The sequence below is a fragment of the Streptomyces sp. NPDC050658 genome (assembly GCF_044457025.1).
In the GTDB taxonomy this organism is placed as follows: Bacteria; Actinomycetota; Actinomycetes; order Streptomycetales; family Streptomycetaceae; genus Streptomyces.
Map to the genome: position 1 here is coordinate 473,860 of NZ_JBITGM010000005.1, position 19,492 is coordinate 493,351.

Genomic DNA, 19,492 nt, shown 5'->3' on the forward strand with positions numbered 1-19,492 from the left:
CCGACCCGCGCACCGGACCCGAGGAGCGAACCGACGTGGACTCCACCGTCTACACCCGGAAGAACCAGAGCAGGCTCACCGGCGCCGAGAAGCGGCGTTTCGTCAACGCCCTGTTGGAGCTCAAACGCAAGGGGCGGTACGACGAGTTCGTACGCATGCACATCGAGCACTATGTGTCCGACGGCGAGAACGGGCTGCGGGTGGCGCACATGACGCCCTCGTTCCTGCCCTGGCACCGCCGGTTCCTGCTGGAGTTCGAGCGGGCGCTGCAGCGCGTGGACTCCTCGGTGACCGTCCCGTACTGGGACTGGACCGTCGACAGGACGGCCCGCTCGTCGCTCTGGGGGGCGGGGCTCCTCGGCGGCAACGGACGGCGCTCCGACCGGCAGGTGATGACGGGCCCGTTCGCGCACGCCAACGGCCACTGGAAGATCAAGGAGGGGGCGGCCGACGGCGAGTTCCTGATGCGGGACTTCGGGCGGCCGCACGACCCGATCGAACTGCCCACCAAGGACGAGCTGGAGGGCGCCCTGCGCGATCCCCTCTACGACTCGGCACCCTGGGACTCCACGTCCGACGAGGGCTACCGGAACAAGCTGGAGGGGTGGGCCTCCGGCATCGGCAACGCCAAGTGGCGCAACCACAATCGCGTACACCGCTGGGTCGGTGGCCACATGCTCGGCGGTGCCTCGGTCAACGACCCCGTCTTCTGGCTGAACCACGCCTTCGTGGACCTGCTGTGGGACCGCTGGCAGGCCCGGCATCCGCGGTCCGCGCCCTATCTGCCCGAGAAGCCGCCGGGGACGGGCCGCGGGGGCACGACGCTCGGCCGAGTCGTAGCGCTCCACGAGGGCATGCCGCCGTGGGACGTGAAACCGTCCGAGCTGCTCGGCCATCGGGGGATCTATCGGTACGCATGAGAAAGCCCCCGGCGGTCGATCGTCGATCCCCGCCGGGGGCTTCGCGCGGCGACTACTTGCCGTAGCCGTTGCCGCCGTCGGTGTTCACGCACTGGTTCCCGAACGCCGGGTTCAGCAGGCCGATGACGTCGACGGTGTTGCCGCAGACGTTGACCGGGACGTGGACCGGAACCTGCACGAGGTTCCCCGACAGGACGCCGGGCGAGCCCACGGCCTCGCCCTGAGCACCTGCGTCCGCCGCGGCCAGACCGGCGCCACCGAGCACCACGGCGCCCGTGCCGAGGGCGACAGCGGCTGCCTTCGCGATGCGAGACATCACGTTCTCCTTCGAATTGACGAGTACGGCCGCATGGACGCGTCCGTACCCTCACTTCAACGGCGACGCAGACGGCAGGTAACGGCACCGATAGGTACATCATTGGTGAAATCGGCCGCCAGACCGTGTCCACCGCAGGAACGATCCGTTGCGCAGAGCATGATTTCAACTCGACGCATGGTCACCGCCCTGGCTCTCGCCGCCGGCGCCACGGCCCTCGCCGCCCCCGCCGCGAACGCCGCCATCTCCCCCACCGACACGGTCGACGCGCTCGCCACGAGCGCGCTCCCCGAGGAGCACCGGGACGAGCTCCCGACCCTCTCCAGCCAGCTCGGCGGGCTGAACGACCTGAACCAGCTGCACCAGGTGACCGACCTGGCCGCGCCCGTCATGGGCTTCGTTCCCGCGGTGCAGTAGCCGGCGTTCCGTCGGGGGCCGGCTCAGAGTTCGGCCCCCGTGGCGGTCAGAGTTCGGCCCCGGTGGCGGCCAGCGCGTCGCTGACCGGCTGGAAGAACGTCTCGCCGCCCTGCGTGCAGTCACCGCTGCCGCCCGAGGTCAGGCCCACGGCCGCGTCGCCCGAGAACATGGCGCCGCCGCTGTCGCCGGGCTCGGCGCACACATCCGTCTGGATCAGTCCGTCGACGATGTCGCCGTTGCCGTAGTTCACCGTGGCGTCCAGGCCGGTCACCGTGCCCTCGGAGGTGCCCGTGGTGCTTCCGCTGCGGACCACCTGCATGCCGACGCTCGCCTCGGCCACCTGGGTGATCTCCTGCTGCGACCCGTTCTGCAGGTCGACCGAGCTGGGCGCCTCGGTGGCCGGGTCGTCGTACTTCACCAGGGCGAAATCGCTCTCGGGGAACACCGATTCCACGACCGTGCCCAGCGGCTGACCGCCCTCCTGGTCGGAGGTCCAGGCCTGCGAGATGTTTCCGCAGTGGCCCGCGGTGAGGAAGGCCGGTTCGCCCTGCAGGGTGACGTTGAACCCTAGCGAGCAGCGCGAACCGCCGCCGAAGATCGCGTCGCCGCCCTCGGCGAACGGCTTGAACTCCCCCGCCGAGCGCTTGACGGTCACCAGACCGTCCATGCCGTCGACGGCGGCCTTCAGCCGCGCCATGTCGTTTCCGGTGACGGTCCGGTCCGCGACCACGGACACCTTGTTGGTCCGGGGGTCGATGGACCAGGCGGTGCCCGGCACCGAGGCCTGTTCGCCGAGGGTGCCCTTCGCGGCCTTCAGCTCGGCGGTGCTGTTCTCCACCACCCTGGCCACCGCGCCCTGTTGGCGTGCGCGGGACGCCGATTGCTCGTCCGTGACGTTCATGACCAGCTGCCGCCGCTCGGCGTCGTAGAACCAGCCGGCGCCGTCGCCGCCGAGGTCCGCGGCGAGGGTGGTGCCGAGGGTGGCGGCGGAGCGGGAGTTGAACGTACGCGCTTCCTGGTTCTGCTGTCCCGGCCGGCTCTGCCCGCCCTGTTGCTCCTTGGCGCCGCTCGCGTTGGCGTGCGGGAGCAGAGTCGCCGCGGCGGCGATCGCGACGGCACCCGCGCCTATCAGCGCGCCGGTCCTCTTGTTCACTCGTCGATGGCTCAACTCACTGACCTCTCCTGGGGGTTGAATCCACCCCCTTACACGGATGTGAGGCGCGTGGGACTCAATGTGTGCGAGGGCCGAAGAAAAATGCGGTGCCCGCGCCGGGTCCGTCTCTCTAGACTCGCCGGGCGCACCCCGACCACCGGCGGGTGTGCCTTTCGTCGAGTGAGTCGACCGAGCCGAGCGAGTCAAGTGAGGGGGCCGGGCCATGTGTGACCGCACCGCTGTCCGCGTCCGTGTCCCCCTGTCGCGGTACGACGTGATCCTGGTGTCTCGGGGCGTCCGGTGCCGGCTGCGCGGCCGTCACTGAGAATCCGCGACGCGAGTGACCGAGTACTCGACCAACTGAGCACTCGACCAGCTGAGTTCTCAACTCCGCTGTCTTCTGCGGGAGTTCCGTCCGGACATCGCGCTGCCCTGCTCTCTCCTGGCTCCCTTGCACCGAAAGGCCTTGGGCCATGCGCACCAACTTGCCACGCTTGTCTGCCCGTTCCTCTGCCGGTTCCGTTTCCGGTTCCGCTGCCGACGTACGCAACATCGGGATTCTCGCCCACGTCGACGCGGGCAAGACGACGGTCACCGAACGGATCCTGTTCCTCACCGGCACCACCCACAAGCGGGGCGAGGTCCACGACGGCACGACCGTCACCGACTTCGACGCGCAGGAGCGCGACCGCGGGATCACCATCTTCGCGGCGGCGGTCAGCTGCGACTGGGACGGCCACCGGATCAACCTGATCGACACTCCGGGCCACGTCGACTTCGCCGACGAGGTGGAGCGTTCGCTGCGGGTGCTCGACGGGGCAATCGCGGTGTTCGACGCCGTGGCGGGCGTGGAACCGCAGAGCGAGTCGGTGTGGCGGCAGGCCGACCGGTACGACGTACCCAGGATCGCGTTCGTCAACAAGATGGACCGCACGGGCGCCGATCTCGACGCGGCGGTCGCGTCGATCCGGGAACGGCTGCACACGGTCCCGCTGGTGGTGCAGCTGCCGATCGGTCAGGAGGGCGGGTTCACGGGTGTGGTGGACCTGCTCGGGATGCGCGCCCAGGTCTGGCGTACGGATTCTGCCGCGTACGAAGTGACCGCGATCCCCGAGGAGTTGCGCGAGCGGGCTGACCGGGGGCGGCGCGCGCTGGAGGAGGCGGTGGCGGAGCTGCATTCCGCCGCGATGGAGGAGTACTGCGCGAACTCGGCGCTCCGCACACCGACGCTGGCGGCGGCGCTGCGGGATCTCACGCTCAGCGGTGAGGGCGTGGTGGTGCTGTGCGGCTCGGCGTACCGCAACCGGGGCATCGAGCCGCTGCTGGAAGCGGTGGTGTCGTACCTGCCGTCGCCGGTGGACGTGCCGGCGGTGCGCGGGACTTGGGGCGACACGGTCCAGGAGCGCGGCGCGGACCCGGCAGAAGCCTTCGCGGGCCTGGCGTTCAAGGTGAACGCGACGGCGACGGGGCGACTGACGTACGTACGGGTGTATTCGGGAACGATCACGAAGGGAGACACGGTGATGGACGCGGGCACGGGCCGCACGGAACGGATCGGCCGGATCCTGCGCGTCCAGGCCGACCGGCACGCGGAGCTGGACCGGGCGAGCGCGGGCGACATCGTGGCGGTGGTCGGCCTGAAGACGGCCCGCGCGGGCAGCACGCTGTGCGTGACCGGGGCGCCGCTGGTCCTCGAACCGCCCACGGTGGCCGCGCCGGTGGTGTCCGTGGCGGTCGAGGCGAGCAGGAGCGTCGACACCGGGCGCCTGTCGTCGGCGCTGGCACGACTTGTCGAGGAGGACCCGTCGCTGACGGTGAAGGTCTCCCCCGAGACGGGCCAGACGGTCCTGTCCGGCATGGGCGAACTGCATCTGGACGTGGCGGTGGAGAAGATTCGCCGTGCGCACGGCTTCGACATCGCAGTGGGCCGCCCGCAGGTGGCGTACCGGGAGACGGTGGTGCGCGGGGTGTCGGGACTGACGTACCGGCATGTCAAACAGGACGGCGGTGCGGGCCAGTTCGCGCATGTCGTACTGGACGTGGAGCCGCTGGAGGGTCAGCCCTTCTCCTTCGCCTCGACCGTCGTCGGCGGGCGGGTGCCGCAGGAGTACGTCCGCGCGGTGGAGGCCGGCTGCCGGGACGCGCTCGCCGAGGGGCCGCTGGGCGGTCACCCGGTGACGGGAGTGCGGGTCACCCTCACCGACGGGGCGACCCACTCCAAGGACTCCTCGGAGATGGCGTTCCGAACAGCGGGCCGCTTCGCGCTGCGTGAGGCGCTGCGGGCCGCCGGGATGGCGCTCCTGGAGCCGGTGGTCGAGCTGACGGCGACGGTGCCTGACGACACGGTCGGCGGCGTACTGGGCGACCTGGCGTCCCGCCGGGGCCGGGTCACGGGCCAGGCGGCCCGCTCCGGTACGGCGATCCTCACGGCGACGGTGCCGCTGGCGGAACTGTTCGGCTACGCCTCGCAGCTGCGGGGGCGCACGCAGGGACGGGGGACGTTCACCACCAGGGCTGCGGGATATGCGGTGGTGCCGGTGGGGGTGGCTGCTGTTCGGTAGGGGGCTGGGGCGGCCCTGCCCTTGGGGGCGGGGCCGCCCCGGGCCGGTGTCGGCACGCGAGCCTTCCGCTCGGGCCGGCCGCACGCATCGCGGAGACACACCAGAAGGGAAGCCACCATGCAACGCATCGGCATCATCGGAGTGGGAGAAATCGGCCGCGCCCTCGTGGAGGGACTGTGCGACGGGAGCGGCCCGGCGCCTGAGGTCCTCCTCTCGCCGCGCGGCGCCCGCACCGCCGCCGAACTGTCCGAGCAGTACGAGGGTGTCCACGTCTGCGCCGACAACCAACAGGTAGTGGACCGCGCCGAGTTGGTGATCATCGCCGTACGGCGTCAGGACCGGCACGAGGCACTGGAAGGTCTACGGGTGGACGCCACCAAGACCGTGGTCAACGTGATGGCCGGAGTCCCGAACGACGACCTGCGCGCCACGCTCGCCACCGACGCCCCGCTGGTGCGCGCCATCCCGCTGCCTTCTGTGCGCGAACGCCGCTCCGTCACCGTGACCTACCCGTCGCACCCGGCGGTCGACGCCTTCTTCAAGCAGCTCGGCGGGGCGCTGCCGGTCGCGGACGAGGCGGCCTTCGACGTCTTCTCGACGCTGACGGGCACGCTGACCACCCACTACGCCTACCTCGCGGCGCTCACGTCGTGGGCGGCCGGGCACGGAATCCCCGCCGCCGACGCGGAACGCTATGTGCGCGGCCTCTTCCAGGCGGTGGGCCGCGCCCTGGCCGACGAGACCCGCTCCCTGCAGCGACTCGCGGCCGACCACGAGACCCCGAAGGGCAACAACGAACGCATCCGGACCACATGGTTCGACCGGGCCAACGCCACCGCCCTCGACAGCGCACTCGACGGCCTTCTCACCGATCTGCGGGGTCCGGGCGAAGAGTAGGCACGGGAATGCCGAAGGGTCCGGCTCCGAAGAGCCGGACCCCATCTGACCTGCATTTTCGCCAGATCAGCGACGTGACGTCATGTCCCCCGCCACACGTTGAAGCGGAACTCATGACCGGTTCCGCTGACCTGCACTGGAGGCACCAGGCCCCGTCTGACCTGAACTGACTACGGTTGGTGATGTTGGTTAAAGTTGAGCCCGTTCGAAGATCCCGCGGACTCCTTGCGGACCGCGCGGACAGACGGGCCAGGGCCGGGCGTCGCCCGGTCCAGATTTCTCTGCGTCAAGAAGCCGCCAGCGCAGTCAGCCCGCGGCCGTCCTCGAACGCCAGATATGCCCTCAATGACTCTGTCCAGTCAGGAACTGCGATAGAGGTCTAGGACGCGCTCGACCACAATGACAGGCTCACCTCGGACAAGAACACCGAGCTCCAGATTGCGACCGCCGATGCCGGCTCCTGTGACGTTGGCACTGCCGATGTAAGCCGCCGCAGAGTCTGACGTGAGCACCTTGAGGTGTGCCCAGGGCGCATCGTCTCGGAGTCTCGACACTGAGAAGTTCACCGAGCGTCCCTCTTCTGCGATGGCCGCAGTCAGGTCGTCGAGGGCATCGTCGGCGCGAGTCGAGCGGGTAGGGAGAAGGACCTCTAGCCGCACACCTCGCGCCGTGGCATCTGCGAGCGCCTCGGCCATAAACGCAAGACCGGGCTGGTCGATGAAGGGAGCCACCAGGCGTAGGGTCCGTGTCGCCTGGGCTACGAGTTGGATCAGAGTCTCCCCCGTCGTGCGGTGCAAGCCCTCCGGCAGGTCCGCTCTCGGTAGGGAAGCCACAAGATCCCATGGCTCGGCGCTGACCTTCGACCTCCGCCCCAGCACCCAAGCCGCAGCCTCCTGGCACACCACAGGGATGCGCTCACGGTCATTGGCAAACCGTCTGCGCAGTACCTCGACGAGTTCCGGCTCCAGCCCGGCACGAATTGCCGCGGCATGGTCTAGCCGCGCCACCATCAGGAACTGGGTGAGGTGGGCAGCGGACGCTCTCGGGTCGACGCAATCGACAAGCACACCACCGACGAGTTCGGCGTCATCCACCTCGTCACATCCCGGTCGTGAAATAGCCGCCAGCGCCAAAGAGCTCCGACCGGTCTAGAAAGCGATTGAACCAGCGGCAGGACGGCTCGCCGAGGTGGAGACACCCCATGCAGGCGCCGCCACCACTACGACACCCAGGGTCCAACGCGCAGCGCGACTCTCCCTCGGCAAGGTCCGCGAGGAAGCGGTGCAGCGAGGACTCGAAGACGGCTTGGAGCCCACCGAGCACGAAGTCACCTCGCGATGCGGCATAGACGACAAAGCTGAGGTGGTGAGGTACGAGGTACTCGGCAAGGCCGTCGCGTTCGATACCTGAGAAGGAGGCGAGCCGACGGATCGCCCGGTGGGCGTACGAGTGCACGAGCCGGAGCAGATCTCCGCCGAGCGGTTGCACCTGCTCCTGCGTCGGGAAAGGTAGCTCCATCCTCTGCAGCAGAGCGATACGTGCTTCCCGTGCATCAGCCACTTCAGGCAACGCGTGCCCCCGACTCACTAGGTGTCGATACACCTGGAGCGGATCCAGTCGAAAGAGCAGAGCCTCCGTGCGAGACAGTGATCCATAGGCCCGGATGCGTCCGCGTTCGCGGAACGGCACCAAGCGAGCGGCTCCGGGCGAGAGATCTCCTCGCGTGTACCCGAAGGCCAGTGTCGCCACAGGGAAGTTGGCGAGCAGCTCAACCCCCTCAAGCCGCGCTTGCCCCATCGCATTCCAGTACGCGCCCTCATAGAGCGTCCGCAACGGTGGCGTCGTCGCCACAACCATGTCGTCGACCCTCGTCCGGCCGCCATGGACGGCAGAGGCAAGACTCAGCGCTTCCTCGTGCACCTTGTCACGGTTGGCGTCGGGCAGAACGACCTCGGCGCCACCCGGTCCGGCGTCGACGTCGCCATTGACAACGGCTTCCTGCGCCATTCGTTGCGCGGTGTCCTCAGAGATGTTGGCGAGGCGCAGGGTCTCGACGAGCCCGGCGAAGGTCTGCCTCCCTGCCGCAGGGTCGTTCGAGGTCATCCCGTCCAGGACCCACGCAAGCGCACGGGCTCCTCCACCGCCGGCACGTAGCCGCGCTGCCTCAGCAGGATCCGGTGGGTTCACAAGTACTGCAAAGTGCGGCGAGAAGACCTGAGCCGCACGATGGACGGTGATTGACATACCACCATCTCCGCAGTTGCATGCCTGGAAAGGGAAGCCTCCCTGAGTCAACGGCTGCTGGCACTGCGGACAGAAGATATGCAGCTCGCGTGCCGTCGCAGTGCCAGGGAGGCGGACAGCGACAGCATTGTGCGTCCTGCATCGCCGCAGGTACGGCTCGCCGGAGGCGCCGCACGTGTGGTAGGTGACGAACTGCATCTGTGCCCGAGCAGCGCCGCCGCAGCGGCATCGCTCGTCACGGGATCCGGCGATACTGCCGCAGCTCTTGCAACGCCACTGCCTCGGGAACGGCTCGACGAGGACACCACGATGCTTGTTTAGCTCGACCACCTCGACACTGTTGCGAGCACGCAATTCGCGTTCCAGTCCGTCATCATTACCAGTCGCCGACCAGGGCGTGATGGCACCAAGGAGCGCTCCCCGTACTGCATCTTGGTCAAGAGCCATGGGATTCGGATCCAGCCACTGCGCGACTTTCCAGATCCGCCCCTCCAGGTCAGCGGTCTGCCCCGGAAGGAGGCCAAAGAGTATCTGCGACGCGCCTCGCTCAACCTTCACGACCGCCCTCCCCGTGAGAAGACAGGTGCCTGTTCCTCGACATCCCGCAAAGAACGCATCGGACTCCCAGTTGGGAAAAGATCGGCGACCCATTCAGCGTTGCTCGCTGGGTCATTGAGAGCTCGATAGAACTCGCGCAGATAGCACTCAAGGTCGCACCGGAGGTTCTCGTCGAGGGGTCCTTCAAAATCGAGAATCTCGATGAGCGCAGTCAACTCGTCTTGCTCAAGCACCGGCAGCTGACTGAAGGCACGCCTCACCGGCATAGGCTTGGTCAGCTGACGCATGTTTGCCGCAATCGCTGCGGGTTCGTGGATGCCGAAGACCCGGGCCTGGACAAGGCCGGCGAAGGTGAGTTCCAGGACGCGGCGGCTCTTCGCCGTAATCGGGATGGGGTCGATCAGTCGGTCAGCATGCGCGACGAAAGACGGGAACGTTCGGTAGACAGCAGCATCCCGCTCACGCCCGATCTTGTGGAGAACGATCACAAGCCCAGGATGCGTGCGGCCGACACGCGACGTCGTCTGGATGAACTCCGCCGTCGCTAGTGGCAGCCCAAGCATGACCATGACGTTGAGGCGGTTCACATCGACCCCGTGGGAGAGCATCGAGGACGCTGCAACGAGGTGGACGCGGTCATAGAAGTCGGGTTCAGGGGTGACGAGCCGTTCAAGGTTGGCGCGAACCTCGTCGAGCGGCGTGCGTCCGGTAAGCGTGGCCGCATTGACCGAGCGGTCAAGCTGAATCTGTGTGTCGAAAGACCTGGCGACGGCCTCGACGTCCTTGAGATTGGAGCCATACACGACGTCGACGCCGTAGGCGTCGACCAATTCCGGGATCACCGAGGCGTCTATGCCCGTCGACTCAGCGACAGCCTTGGGGTCCTCGAGAGCGCTCCGTGTCGCCCGCTGGAGCGACTCTGTCAACTGGTCGGTCGCGTACTCAAGCGTGACTCCACGCGGAGCAATTCCCGCATAACGGCGAGCAAGAGTGTTGCCTGTGCGCGACCAGAACGACCAGCCTGCCCGAGGACCGGGACGGGGGAAAGTGCGACCGTCTCGCCGGTACAGCGCGCTCACCTGAGCGTCGTGACCAGCGAGGGTCGCTGAGGAAGCGATGATCTTCGGGACAGATCCATAGTGTTGCTGCAGTGCGTCGAGTAGAGCTTCGTAGTGCGAGTCGACAGCACCGAGGCTGTCTCGAAGGAGATGCAACTCGTCCTGCATGCGCACGGTAGGAGCGTAGAGCGCCGCGGGTTGAGAAAGAGGCCCGGTCGCGGCTCGGCACCCTGGGAAGAGGCAGCCGCCGGGGGTGCTGCTTCGTGGTGCATAGGTGAAACCGTGCCCGGCCTCCGGACAGCGGCCCGACGGTGGGCCATAGAAGCCCCGCATCGCTGCCTGCATGGCAATGCTCGCGGCCTTGTCGAGAGTTCCTAGAACCACTGTCGGGAGTGAACGGAAGATCTCGTCATCGACTATTCGGAATGGCAGAGGGCGCCCATTCCGCGGGCACCCAGAGGCTACGCAAATGTGATCGAGTGTCCAGTATTGCTGATTGAAGCTCATGCGCAGCTCTTCTGATCCACAGAAAGGGCAGTGCAGCAAGATCTGGTAACGCTTGGGCATTTCAGGATCATTCGGATCGACATCCGCAGAGCGAGTGTTACCGACACGCTGGATGCGGTTCGGCGTACCACTGGCTCCGACGAAGAAGCCGAGCGAGAACTCCCGACCGCCAATTCCCTCACCGTCGCGGACCAGTTCGGCAGCTGCCAGGACATCGGCAAAGCGCTGGGTCTGCTGAAGAGAGAGCATTCGCAGAGGGAACCGGCCCCAAGATGTGATGCCTTCGCCCTTGCCTCGCAAGCGGTCGTAGAAGGCCGTGGTCACGACGTACAGCAGGTATGTTTCAGTCTTTCCGCCACCAGTCGCAAACCAGAGAGTGTCGACGATCGATCGATCACCGTCAGCGGAATCATCGACGATGGAAGTAGCGTTCACGAGTACGAAGCCGAGCTGGAATGCTCGCCAGCTAGTGTGGGTGATAAGCGGAGAGACAGAGAACGAGCGATTGGCGAGCATGAAACTGCGCCGCAGTTCGGCGTTGGTTTCGAGCAACCTCAATCCGGCACGCAAACGCTGCAGTTCCTCCTCGAACAAGGTCGCCTCACTCGCGGCGTTCTGCCGCATCCCGGCATCCCATTCTTCTTCGTCAGCGCGACGGTCGAGCACGTCCTCCGCCCAGTGCGCGACTCCCCACTCCTCGCACGCCGTGACCAGGGCCCGCAACGACGGAAGAGGGTCAGCGGCGAGCGTTGCGAAACTCAGGTCCGGCACATGTCCGGCATCCGGGTCCCAATACGAGGGCCGCGGCTGATCGTGGGAAGCTGCGTCTTCGGTGCGGAACGTGCCCAAGGAGACCTGGACTACACCGCCATTGACCCCGTAGGCGGGAACATCCCTGCTATAGCGGAACGAGTCGGGAAGATTGTCGAGGGTGAATGGCCGAGTTTGGCCGGCACGGACTGTGAGGCACGCTTCGTAGACATTGGTGTCCCAGTGCGGGATCTGCTCGGGTGAGACGTTCACGAGGGTGACCACCAGCTCAGGGCCATCCTTGCCGACTTCCAGCTCTGCATGGAACTCGCATGCCATGCCATCGGCACCAATGGCCCGGAGAGCAGCCTCGAAGTCGTCTCTACCAGCGCTCGTAGCATCGCCGATGCATGTGGGCGTCTGAAGGTCAGCTATCACCTCGATGGGTTCGCTCTTACGCCAGCGCGGCGCGTCCGGGGCATCACCCCCGTCAAACTCGTTCCAAACGACAAGCCGGGCATGGCATCTGACCGGACGACCATCGATGGCGTCGGGCCGGAGCCGCATGCCAACCTCGCAGGGCTCAAGTCGCTCGCTGCGCTCACCGAGTCGGCTGTTCTGCACGACGACCTCAGGTGCGAGCCTGCCGAGCCAGAGCCTGCCATCAGGCGCAACGGGCAGGGTCGCCATGTGGTCCCCACGAGCTTCAGCAACGACTCCATCGAGCATCCAGTCGATGAATCGTGTGGCGTCGGCTTCGGTGAATTGAGCCATCGGTCCTCCAGGATTCCGAGCAGCCTGACGGGGACAGACTCCGCACCCGCCGCCGTGACCGCGACGACCGCCGCTTTGCTTCCCGCAGGTCAGCACTCATGAGCCCGGCGTCCGTGCTACTCATCAAGCTACGCTCCGGTGGCGAGATCCACGGCGCTTCCCCGTGCCGCTGGCTCGAATCAACTTGATTTGTTCGCACACCTTTTCGGCTGCCGTAATGGGGGCATCGTGTTCCCAGAAGCGCAGAACCAGCCAGCCCGCTGCCTCAAGGTCCTCGGTGGCCGCGAGGTCGCGTGCCTTGTTTGCTGCCAGCTTGGTGGCCCACCACTCTCGGTTCTGCTTCGGGGTTGTTCCATGGACAGGGCAGGCGTGCCAGAAGCATCCATCCACGTACACGGCCACACGTTCGGTCGGAAAAGCAACGTCAATCCGACGATTGCCCTCAACTGCAAGATCGACCTTGAACCGCAGTCCCATTGAGTGCAGCGCGGAGCGCAGAGCAAGCTCGGGCTTCGTGTCGCGTCGCTTGGTGTTAGTCATGCGAACGCGGATCAGCTCGCTGGAAGCAGGAGGACGGGTACTGACGCTTGGGCGAGCCTGTTTCGGCGCCGCCTCGACCGCAGTCCTGTGGTCATCCGTTGCGGGGAGGGCACAGAGCAAAGGCTCGATGAGGTGGACGCCAAGGAGCGGCGGAACCGCGTTGCCAATCACCTTGGCCCATGCACCCCGCTTCTTCGAGGTGTCCAAGTCATAGAAGTCCGGAAGGGTCTGCAGACGGGCGGCCTCGTGCGGCGTGAGCGTACGCGGTAGCCCGGGGTGGACGAAGCGCCCTTGCCCCATAGAGCCGAAGCCACTCGTCATCGTCTGCGCGGGCTGGCCCCAACTCAGCCGTCCGTACATCGATTTGTAGGTATGCGCCTTGTCACGGTGACACGTCGGCCGCATGGAGTTCGGAAGATCGACTCTTCCTTGCTCTGCGTGCAGCCAGTCCATGCGTGCCTGGTTCTCGGCCGTCGGCTTCGAGGGCGAGTCTGGCCCAGTTTCAGCGATCACACCGAGGAGGTCACCAATTGCCCATTTCACACTGCGCTCGTCGTGATCATCGCAGGGTGATCGGGTCTCAAGTAGCACCTTGGGGTCGACCTGTTGGCCACGGACCGCAAGCAGAATGTGGCGCCGACGACGCTGCGGCACACCAAATCGGACAAAGTCCAGGACTGCGCCCGCCACGGTGTAGCCACTCATCTCCAGCGCGTCGACGGCCTTATCCAGGACCTTGCCTTTATCGTGCTGCACGGCGGGCACGTTCTCGATGAGCACAAAGGTCGGTTTGAGGATCTCCACTGCACGAACCGCACGGAGATACAGAGCGTTGCGTGGGTCTTGGCGTCTTGTGTGATTGTTGAGATTCGAGTGACCCTGGCAGGGCGGGCCGGCAACTAGTACGTCGACGTGCCCGAGAGTCTGGGCAAGTGCTCGCTCTGTCCGGGTCGGCCGTGTCTTAAGTTCTCCGTCGAAGAGACCGCTCACATCCTCTTGACGCAAGTCCGCGTCAGGGAAGTTCAGTGCGTAGACATCTGCCGCGGACTGGTCGTACTCAACCGCCAGAGCAATTGTCGTCCCACGGCCGACGCGTCGTGCCGCCTCGGCGGCACCGAGGCTCAGACCTCCACCGCCGGAGAAGAGGTCGACAACTCTGACAGGCCGCTCAAGGGTCTCGTACGTCGGGCGCTCGGCCCGGCGCAAGAAGTCACTGTCCTCGTGACACACCATGCAGGTCGCTAGCTCGACCTGGTGCCGTGGAGTCATCGTCGTGACCTGACCAGGCTCGGCAGGCACCACGGCACGTCGGTCCTCGGCTCCCAAGCACTCGCGGACCGGACCCACGCGCCAGGGGAACTGCCCTCGTCACGACCTGACTTCACACGCACCACCAGGACGGCCCCTTACCGTGTCTCCCCACGCATTTGGACTGACCCACGCCGCAGTAACCTATGTCGGCCTGTGTATCGCCGTCTGCCCCCTCGACGCAGTGTCGAGTCGAACAGAAGCATATCGCTGCGTCGATCAAGACATGAGCTGGTTGGCCAGGCCATAGCGATCAGAGGCTCTGCCTCATGGCGCCTGCCGCACCTGATGCGCGTCTGGCGTCGCATCGGTCCGCGGGACCGGCGAAATCTTGCACGGCAATACGATCAGCGAAGCGCGCCCTTGACTCGATGGCGCAGCACGCCGTCCGCGATGTCATCCGCGTCACGCCAAGCCGCGGCGGTGACCTCCTCGAGTTGCAGCTCGCCCACCTCGGCAGCAGTCCGGAAGAGATACCGGAAGTCGAAGTGCCGGTGCGCGGGCTCGCCCTTGGCGTCGTTGGCGGGGATCGGGTGTACGTCGATGTGCACGGGCAGCATTCCGGCGGGGACGACGGCCGAGGCGGGAATGCCGGTCTCCTCGGTCAACTCCCGCTGTGCGGCGTCGAGGAGCCGGGCGTCGTCGGGCTCAAGGTGTCCGCCGGGCAGGAGCCAGCGTTCAAGGGCGCGGTGGCGGATGTGCAGCACGCGGCCGGCGGGGTCGGCGAGGATCGCCCCGGCGGTGGCATGGCCGCGGAACTCCTTGCGGGTGGTGAGGTCCGCCTCGGCGTCGAGCAGCTCGAGGACGGGGGCAAGGCTCGGCTTGTCGTCGGGGTACGCCTCGAGGTAGGCGTCGAGGGTCTCTCGGATGTGGTCTGCCGTGATGGCTATGGGGATCACCTGTTGAAGTAGTCGAGCCAGGTCGCCGCGATGGCGGCGCGGTCGGTCGCGTCGAGTTCGTGCATGCCAGGTTCGAGGCCGCCGCGGGCGAGCGCGGCACAGGCGGCGAGTATCTCGGCCTGAACCAGGAAGATGAACGGGCCCACGCTGGCGCCGTGCAGGAAGTTGACGGCGTTCCCGCCGTTGAGCAAGTAGAAGTAGTGGCCGGTCGTCAGGTACCGGGTCACGTTCTCGCCGGTCGTGGCGCGCTCGTACACGTCCGGCAGGCTCGCGAGTTCGAGCTCGTCCTCGCTGCTCGTCACTGTGGCGACGTACGCCCCGTTGCGCAGTCGGCCGAAGTCCTCGCCACGCAACGAGAGCGCCCCAGTGGCGCAGAGCACGAGTCCGGCGCCCTCGAGGCCGCCGGCGAGCGCCCGAGCCACCGTGAAGCCCTGCGAAAGGGCTTGTGTACGGCGTACCGGGTCGATGTCGTACACGGTGACCCTGACGCCCTTGGCGTGCAGCAGGCGGGCGATGCTCGAGCCGAGCTTGCCGAAGCCGATCACGAGCGCGGTACGACCGTGCAGGATGTCGCCGCGACTACGCATGAGGGCCTCGGTCGAGAACACGACCGACTGCCCGACGAGAAAATCCTCGGGATCTTTGAGCGGTGAGCGGGCCACCGAGACGACCGGACAGGGCAGCTTGTCGAGCTCGGCGTAACGGCGGTGGCCGTTCTCGGTGTCCTCGACCACGCCGAGGATCTGGCCTGAGAAGCGATCGCACAGCGCCTCGAGTGACAGGGCGAAGTACCCGCCCACATCGAGCAGGACGACCGCGCGGCCGGCGGCGCGAGCTTCGAGGTACCGCACGGCGCGCTCGGGGTCGGCGAACAGCTCACGCGACAGCTTGTCGCACGCGTACCCGTCGCACTCGACCTGGCGCAGCGCCTCGGCGTGCACAGACTTCGGCTTGGGCAATACCGCGCGCAGCTCCGTTACGCCCGCCACCCCGCGCACGAACGCCGGGCGCTCGGGCAACAGGTGCGTGATCAGGAACGCGGCAGGGCGCTCGGCAGGCACGAAGCGTGAGGCGATGCGTCCGAAGTAGGCATCGAGGCGGGCTCGTTCGGAGGTTTCCATGAGGGTGACTCCTTCGGTTCGGCGGTCGGACGCTCGGCGGTCTCGGCGTGCTGCTCCTCAAGGGCATGGCGCAGCGCAGCAGGGTCCGTGAGGGTGTCGTCGTCGGGCAGTTCGCACCATCCGCCGAACCACTCGTCGGAGCGGTAGGGGTTCGGGGCGACAAGCCATGAGCCCGAGGACAGGACCCGCACGGGCAGGTCGCACCAGGTGTCACGGCTGCCGGTCGGGATGGCGTAGTAGAGCCGCTGACTCGGCTGGTCGTACAGCACGGGGCCGAGTCGCTCCTCGGCTGCTCTGAGCCGCGCGAGGGCCAGGAATCCGGCCTCGGCAGGCACTCGAACGACGTCCCAGGCTTCACCGAGCGCGAGCAGATGCAGGCCGGGGATGTTGTCGACGAGCGGGGCGCCGCGCAGAGCCTCACGCACGGACATCACGCACCGCCTCGCTGCCGCACGATCGGGCCCACCTCGACGGGAAGCTTGCGGCTGCGCCTCGGCTTAGCGGACCGGACAACGATCAGGCGTGTGCTCAACACCGCTATCTGGCGTTCGCGCTCAGCAGCGAGGCGCTTCGGTCCGAGGTGACTGCGCGCGGGAAGTACCACCCCGTAGGAGTCCGGCAGGGCGAGAACATCAAGCAGCCCGACAAAGGCCGGCGAGGAAACGTCGGCGGTCGCCTCACGCTCGGTGAAGAGGCCGCACAGTGTCAGTTCGTGCTGTCGGCAGTACTCGACGAGCGACTCCGCGAGGGCCGTGTGTCGGGCCGTGCCGCTCCCTGTGTGACGCAAATAGCCGTAGACATAGGGGCCGTTGACCTGAAGCTGCTCCGTGATGGGTTCCATGGCTCGAGAGTCGTGTCAGGCCAACGGCCTTGAAATGACCGCCTGTTGCACTTGCGTTGCACTTCCGCCCTCTCGCCCTCACTCAGCGTGCTTCGATACGTCACAGAGGGAGGCAGCCCGTGGTCAGCGTGCAACAGTGGACCGGCCGAGAAGCGAGAGCCCTGCGCTCCGCTCTCCGGATGAGCACCCGCGCGTTCGCAGATCATCTGGGTGTCGCGCTGCGCACGGTGGCCAAGTGGGAGAAGCTCGGCGAGGACACACAGCCCCGTCCGGACACTCAGGCGATCCTCGACACCGCGCTCGCACGCGCCACCCCGGCCGTGCACACCCGCTTCGAGACTCTGCTCTCTGGGACCACCCGGGACTCCCGGGCCCGCTCGGACTACGAGACGTGGACGGAGGACATCGACCGCACGATCGTGTGCCTGAGCCGTCAGAACTTCACGTTCGCTTCAAGCCTGTTGAACCGGTGGCTCGGCCCGCATGACCCGCGCGGCCTCGACGACAAGGGCCGGTACCTCTACGGCCGGTCTCTCGTGCTGCTCGGAGATCTACAACGCGATCAAGGGGCGATCCTCGGGCCACTCTCCGCCCGTCATTCGTACTCCCGCGCGCACAGCCTCTTCGCTGAACTTGACATCCCGCGCCGTACGGCACAGATCGAGTTGTCGCTCGCTGTGGTCAACGAGATGTCCGGTCGACTCGAGGCGTCCGCCCGCCAGTACGAGCAACTCGCCGACGACGAGCGGTTGAGCCAGCGCGACCGGGCACGCGCCCGCCTTTGGGTCGGTACAGCGCTGAGCAAGGAGGGCAACAACGAATACGCGACCCGCGTCATGACAGCGGCCACCCTGGAATTCGAAGACCTCGGCGAGCCCGACGACTGGTCGGTAGCGCACCAGAAGCTCGCCCTGGCACACCGTGGCACCGGCGACCTCACCCGCGCCTTGCACTACATCGACATCGCACGACGGAGCGGCACCGTCGACTCGCCGATGCAGCGCGTTCGACTGGACACCGCACATGGGCACATCCTTCTGTCCGACTCGGCAACCCGGAATGATGGGCTGTCCGTCCTCGACCAAGCGGCGCAGGTGGCCACGCAGTACGGCCTGAGTCACCAACTCCGCAGCATCGAGCGCATCCGGCGGCCGTACGACGGCCCGCCGGCCGCCCTGTCGAGGTAAGTGGCCAGTAGCGATGAACCAGGGAGCACCCGTGCCGGACCGCGAAAAGCGCACGATCAACGACGCGCAGTGGAACGACGCCCACCTGATCTGGCAGTACCACCAGATGCACCACGAACCGCGCCCCTGCTCGGCGGCGATCGGCCTCGGCAGCCACGATCTCGGCGTCGCAACGACCACAGCCGACCTGTACCGGGCCGGACTGTTCCCCGTGGTCGTGTTCAGCGGCGGCAACAGTCCGACCACCGCGGCCCGCTTCCCGCGCGGCGAGGCGGTGCACTACCGCGAGCACGCGCTCGACCTGGGTGTGCCCGACGACGCGATCCTCATCGAGACCGAGGCGGGCAACACCGGGCAGAACATCACGCTCTCGCGCGAGGTGCTGCGCGCGGCCGGGGTCGAGGTCGACTCACTGCTCCTGATCTCCAAGCCGTACATGGAGCGCCGTTCCTACGCCACCTGCCGCAAGCTGTGGCCTGAGATCGAAGTCGTCTGCGCTTCCGAACCGCTTGAGCTCGACGACTACATCAAGTCCATCGGCGACGAGAAGCTCGTCGTAGACATGCTCGTCGGCGACCTGCAAAGGGTGATCGAGTACCCGAAGCTCGGGTTCGCCATCGAGCAGGAAGTACCGGGGGAAGTTCATGACGCCTACGAGCGCCTCCTACGCTCTGGGTTCGACAGCCGACTCATCAACGCGTGAAGCACCGCTGACCTCACCGGGCGCGGTGTGCGCGATCCACCAGCCGAACCTGTTCCCGAGGCTGTCCACCCTGGCCAAGCTGTACGCAGCAGACCGGTGGATCGTCCTCGACGATGTTCAGTTCGCGCGACGGGACTACCAGCACCGCGCCCGACTGGCGAGCCTGACGGACCCAAGCGACCGGCAGTGGCTGACAGTCGCGACGCACCTTCCCCGCGGACGACCGACGTTGATCCTCGAGGCTCAGCTCGCCGAACCGGAACGGTGTCGGCGCAGAGTCGAACAACTCGTGCGGCAGCACTACGGGCGCGGCCAACACTGGCAGGCGGTACAGGAGGTCCTCGAGCCGGTCCTCGACCGCTTCGAGACCACGGACCGCACTGCCGACATCGCCGAAGTCTCTGCCCTGGCTCTCCTCGCCGCGCTCGGCTGGCGCGGCGAGGTACTGCGCAGCAACGACCTACCGGCCCGCAAGGAGCGGTCTCAGCGCCTCGCCGACCTCGCCGCAGCCACGGGCCGCAGTCGCTACCTGTGTGGCACGGGCGGACTGCGGTACCTCGAGGCCGAGCCGTTCGCGGCCCAAGGCGTCACCGTGGCACCCTTCCGCGCCCCCACCTCGGAGGGCATATGGCAGTCCGCTCACAAGGTCAGTGTCCTTCGTGCGCTCGCCGCAGCAGGCACACACAGTCTCGCCGATGAGCTACGCGCCGTGACTGCGAACCTTGCACGCGCGTAGGG

The 19,492-nt window shown here is 67.0% G+C and carries 17 protein-coding genes; 7 read left to right on the forward strand and 10 right to left on the reverse strand.

Annotated features, from left to right (window positions below; all coding sequences use genetic code 11):
* The first annotated feature begins 35 nt into the window (after positions 1–35).
* Positions 36–920 carry a tyrosinase family protein gene (locus ACIBKX_RS20490; RefSeq protein WP_363271696.1) on the forward strand — a complete coding sequence of 295 codons (885 nt, stop codon included), beginning with the start codon at positions 36–38 and terminating at the stop codon, positions 918–920.
* Positions 921–972: 52 nt separating this feature from the next.
* Here ACIBKX_RS20490 and ACIBKX_RS20495 read toward each other — a convergent pair whose 3' ends face one another.
* Positions 973–1,236: a chaplin gene (locus tag ACIBKX_RS20495; RefSeq protein WP_363271697.1), complete on the reverse strand. Its 264-nt coding sequence runs from the start codon at positions 1,234–1,236 to the stop codon at positions 973–975.
* A 177-nt stretch (positions 1,237–1,413) separates the two neighbouring features.
* Here ACIBKX_RS20495 and ACIBKX_RS20500 point away from each other — a divergent pair, with 177 nt between their 5' ends.
* The gene (locus ACIBKX_RS20500) at positions 1,414–1,653 is read left to right on the forward strand and encodes a hypothetical protein (RefSeq protein WP_399375844.1); all 240 of its coding nucleotides are present in this window, start codon (positions 1,414–1,416) and stop codon (positions 1,651–1,653) included.
* A gap of 46 nt (positions 1,654–1,699) precedes the next feature.
* Here ACIBKX_RS20500 and ACIBKX_RS20505 read toward each other — a convergent pair whose 3' ends face one another.
* The gene (locus tag ACIBKX_RS20505) at positions 1,700–2,821 is read right to left on the reverse strand and encodes a S1 family peptidase (protein ID WP_399375845.1); all 1,122 of its coding nucleotides are present in this window, start codon (positions 2,819–2,821) and stop codon (positions 1,700–1,702) included.
* Between the two features lie 458 nt (positions 2,822–3,279).
* Here ACIBKX_RS20505 and fusA point away from each other — a divergent pair, with 458 nt between their 5' ends.
* Positions 3,280–5,367 (forward strand): elongation factor G, encoded by a 2,088-nt coding sequence (gene fusA / locus ACIBKX_RS20510; RefSeq protein WP_399375846.1) that lies wholly within the window; start codon positions 3,280–3,282, stop codon positions 5,365–5,367.
* Positions 5,368–5,484: 117 nt separating this feature from the next.
* Positions 5,485–6,264, forward strand: a complete 780-nt coding sequence (locus tag ACIBKX_RS20515) for an NAD(P)-binding domain-containing protein (protein WP_363271701.1) — start codon at positions 5,485–5,487, stop codon at positions 6,262–6,264.
* A 359-nt stretch (positions 6,265–6,623) separates the two neighbouring features.
* Here the strand turns inward: ACIBKX_RS20515 and ACIBKX_RS20520 are convergent, their stop codons facing one another.
* From ACIBKX_RS20520 to ACIBKX_RS20555, 8 genes are all read right to left on the reverse strand, one after another.
* Entirely contained in the window at positions 6,624–7,358 is a 735-nt protein-coding gene (locus tag ACIBKX_RS20520; protein ID WP_363271702.1) for a phospholipase D-like domain-containing protein, read from the reverse strand.
* Positions 7,359–7,362: 4 nt separating this feature from the next.
* Positions 7,363–8,367 (reverse strand): hypothetical protein, encoded by a 1,005-nt coding sequence (locus ACIBKX_RS20525; protein ID WP_363271703.1) that lies wholly within the window; start codon positions 8,365–8,367, stop codon positions 7,363–7,365.
* A 695-nt stretch (positions 8,368–9,062) separates the two neighbouring features.
* Complete coding sequence (locus tag ACIBKX_RS20530; protein ID WP_363271704.1) at positions 9,063–12,155, reverse strand: helicase-related protein; 3,093 nt, start codon at positions 12,153–12,155, stop codon at positions 9,063–9,065.
* Between the two features lie 123 nt (positions 12,156–12,278).
* Positions 12,279–13,964: a DNA mismatch endonuclease Vsr gene (vsr, locus tag ACIBKX_RS20535; protein ID WP_363271705.1), complete on the reverse strand. Its 1,686-nt coding sequence runs from the start codon at positions 13,962–13,964 to the stop codon at positions 12,279–12,281.
* A gap of 386 nt (positions 13,965–14,350) precedes the next feature.
* Entirely contained in the window at positions 14,351–14,902 is a 552-nt protein-coding gene (locus ACIBKX_RS20540; protein ID WP_399375847.1) for an NUDIX hydrolase, read from the reverse strand.
* Positions 14,899–16,023, reverse strand: coding sequence for an adenosylhomocysteinase (locus ACIBKX_RS20545; RefSeq protein WP_363271706.1), 1,125 nt, complete (start codon positions 16,021–16,023; stop codon positions 14,899–14,901). The genes ACIBKX_RS20540 and ACIBKX_RS20545 overlap by 4 nt, the downstream gene beginning before the upstream one ends.
* Entirely contained in the window at positions 15,933–16,454 is a 522-nt protein-coding gene (locus ACIBKX_RS20550; protein WP_363271707.1) for a hypothetical protein, read from the reverse strand. The genes ACIBKX_RS20545 and ACIBKX_RS20550 overlap by 91 nt, the downstream gene beginning before the upstream one ends.
* Complete coding sequence (locus ACIBKX_RS20555; protein WP_363271708.1) at positions 16,454–16,864, reverse strand: hypothetical protein; 411 nt, start codon at positions 16,862–16,864, stop codon at positions 16,454–16,456. The genes ACIBKX_RS20550 and ACIBKX_RS20555 overlap by 1 nt, the downstream gene beginning before the upstream one ends.
* 119 nt (positions 16,865–16,983) lie before the next feature.
* On the opposite strand from ACIBKX_RS20555, the gene ACIBKX_RS20560 reads away from it, so the two are divergent.
* The 3 genes from ACIBKX_RS20560 to ACIBKX_RS20570 are packed head-to-tail and all read left to right on the forward strand — an operon-like array spanning position 16,984 to position 19,490.
* Positions 16,984–18,051: a hypothetical protein gene (locus tag ACIBKX_RS20560; RefSeq protein ID WP_363271709.1), complete on the forward strand. Its 1,068-nt coding sequence runs from the start codon at positions 16,984–16,986 to the stop codon at positions 18,049–18,051.
* 13 nt (positions 18,052–18,064) lie between these two features.
* A complete protein-coding gene (locus tag ACIBKX_RS20565) occupies positions 18,065–18,754 on the forward strand; it encodes a YdcF family protein (RefSeq protein ID WP_363271710.1) in 690 nt (229 codons plus the stop codon).
* Complete coding sequence (locus tag ACIBKX_RS20570) at positions 18,696–19,490, forward strand: WbqC family protein (RefSeq protein WP_363271711.1); 795 nt, start codon at positions 18,696–18,698, stop codon at positions 19,488–19,490. The genes ACIBKX_RS20565 and ACIBKX_RS20570 overlap by 59 nt, the downstream gene beginning before the upstream one ends.
* The last annotated feature ends 2 nt before the right edge of the window (positions 19,491–19,492 follow it).

Coding starts and splice junctions, on each gene's coding strand:
- ACIBKX_RS20565 (WP_363271710.1), top strand. CDS start 18,065: ATGAACCAGGGAGCACCCGTGCCGGACCGCGAAAAGCGCACGATCAAC.
- ACIBKX_RS20555 (WP_363271708.1), bottom strand. CDS start 16,864: ATGGAACCCATCACGGAGCAGCTTCAGGTCAACGGCCCCTATGTCTAC.
- ACIBKX_RS20500 (WP_399375844.1), top strand. CDS start 1,414: ATGGTCACCGCCCTGGCTCTCGCCGCCGGCGCCACGGCCCTCGCCGCC.
- ACIBKX_RS20495 (WP_363271697.1), bottom strand. CDS start 1,236: ATGTCTCGCATCGCGAAGGCAGCCGCTGTCGCCCTCGGCACGGGCGCC.
- fusA (WP_399375846.1), top strand. CDS start 3,280: ATGCGCACCAACTTGCCACGCTTGTCTGCCCGTTCCTCTGCCGGTTCC.
- ACIBKX_RS20515 (WP_363271701.1), top strand. CDS start 5,485: ATGCAACGCATCGGCATCATCGGAGTGGGAGAAATCGGCCGCGCCCTC.
- ACIBKX_RS20550 (WP_363271707.1), bottom strand. CDS start 16,454: ATGTCCGTGCGTGAGGCTCTGCGCGGCGCCCCGCTCGTCGACAACATC.
- vsr (WP_363271705.1), bottom strand. CDS start 13,964: ATGACTCCACGGCACCAGGTCGAGCTAGCGACCTGCATGGTGTGTCAC.
- ACIBKX_RS20525 (WP_363271703.1), bottom strand. CDS start 8,367: ATGACCTCGAACGACCCTGCGGCAGGGAGGCAGACCTTCGCCGGGCTC.
- ACIBKX_RS20545 (WP_363271706.1), bottom strand. CDS start 16,023: ATGGAAACCTCCGAACGAGCCCGCCTCGATGCCTACTTCGGACGCATC.
- ACIBKX_RS20570 (WP_363271711.1), top strand. CDS start 18,696: ATGACGCCTACGAGCGCCTCCTACGCTCTGGGTTCGACAGCCGACTCA.
- ACIBKX_RS20530 (WP_363271704.1), bottom strand. CDS start 12,155: ATGGCTCAATTCACCGAAGCCGACGCCACACGATTCATCGACTGGATG.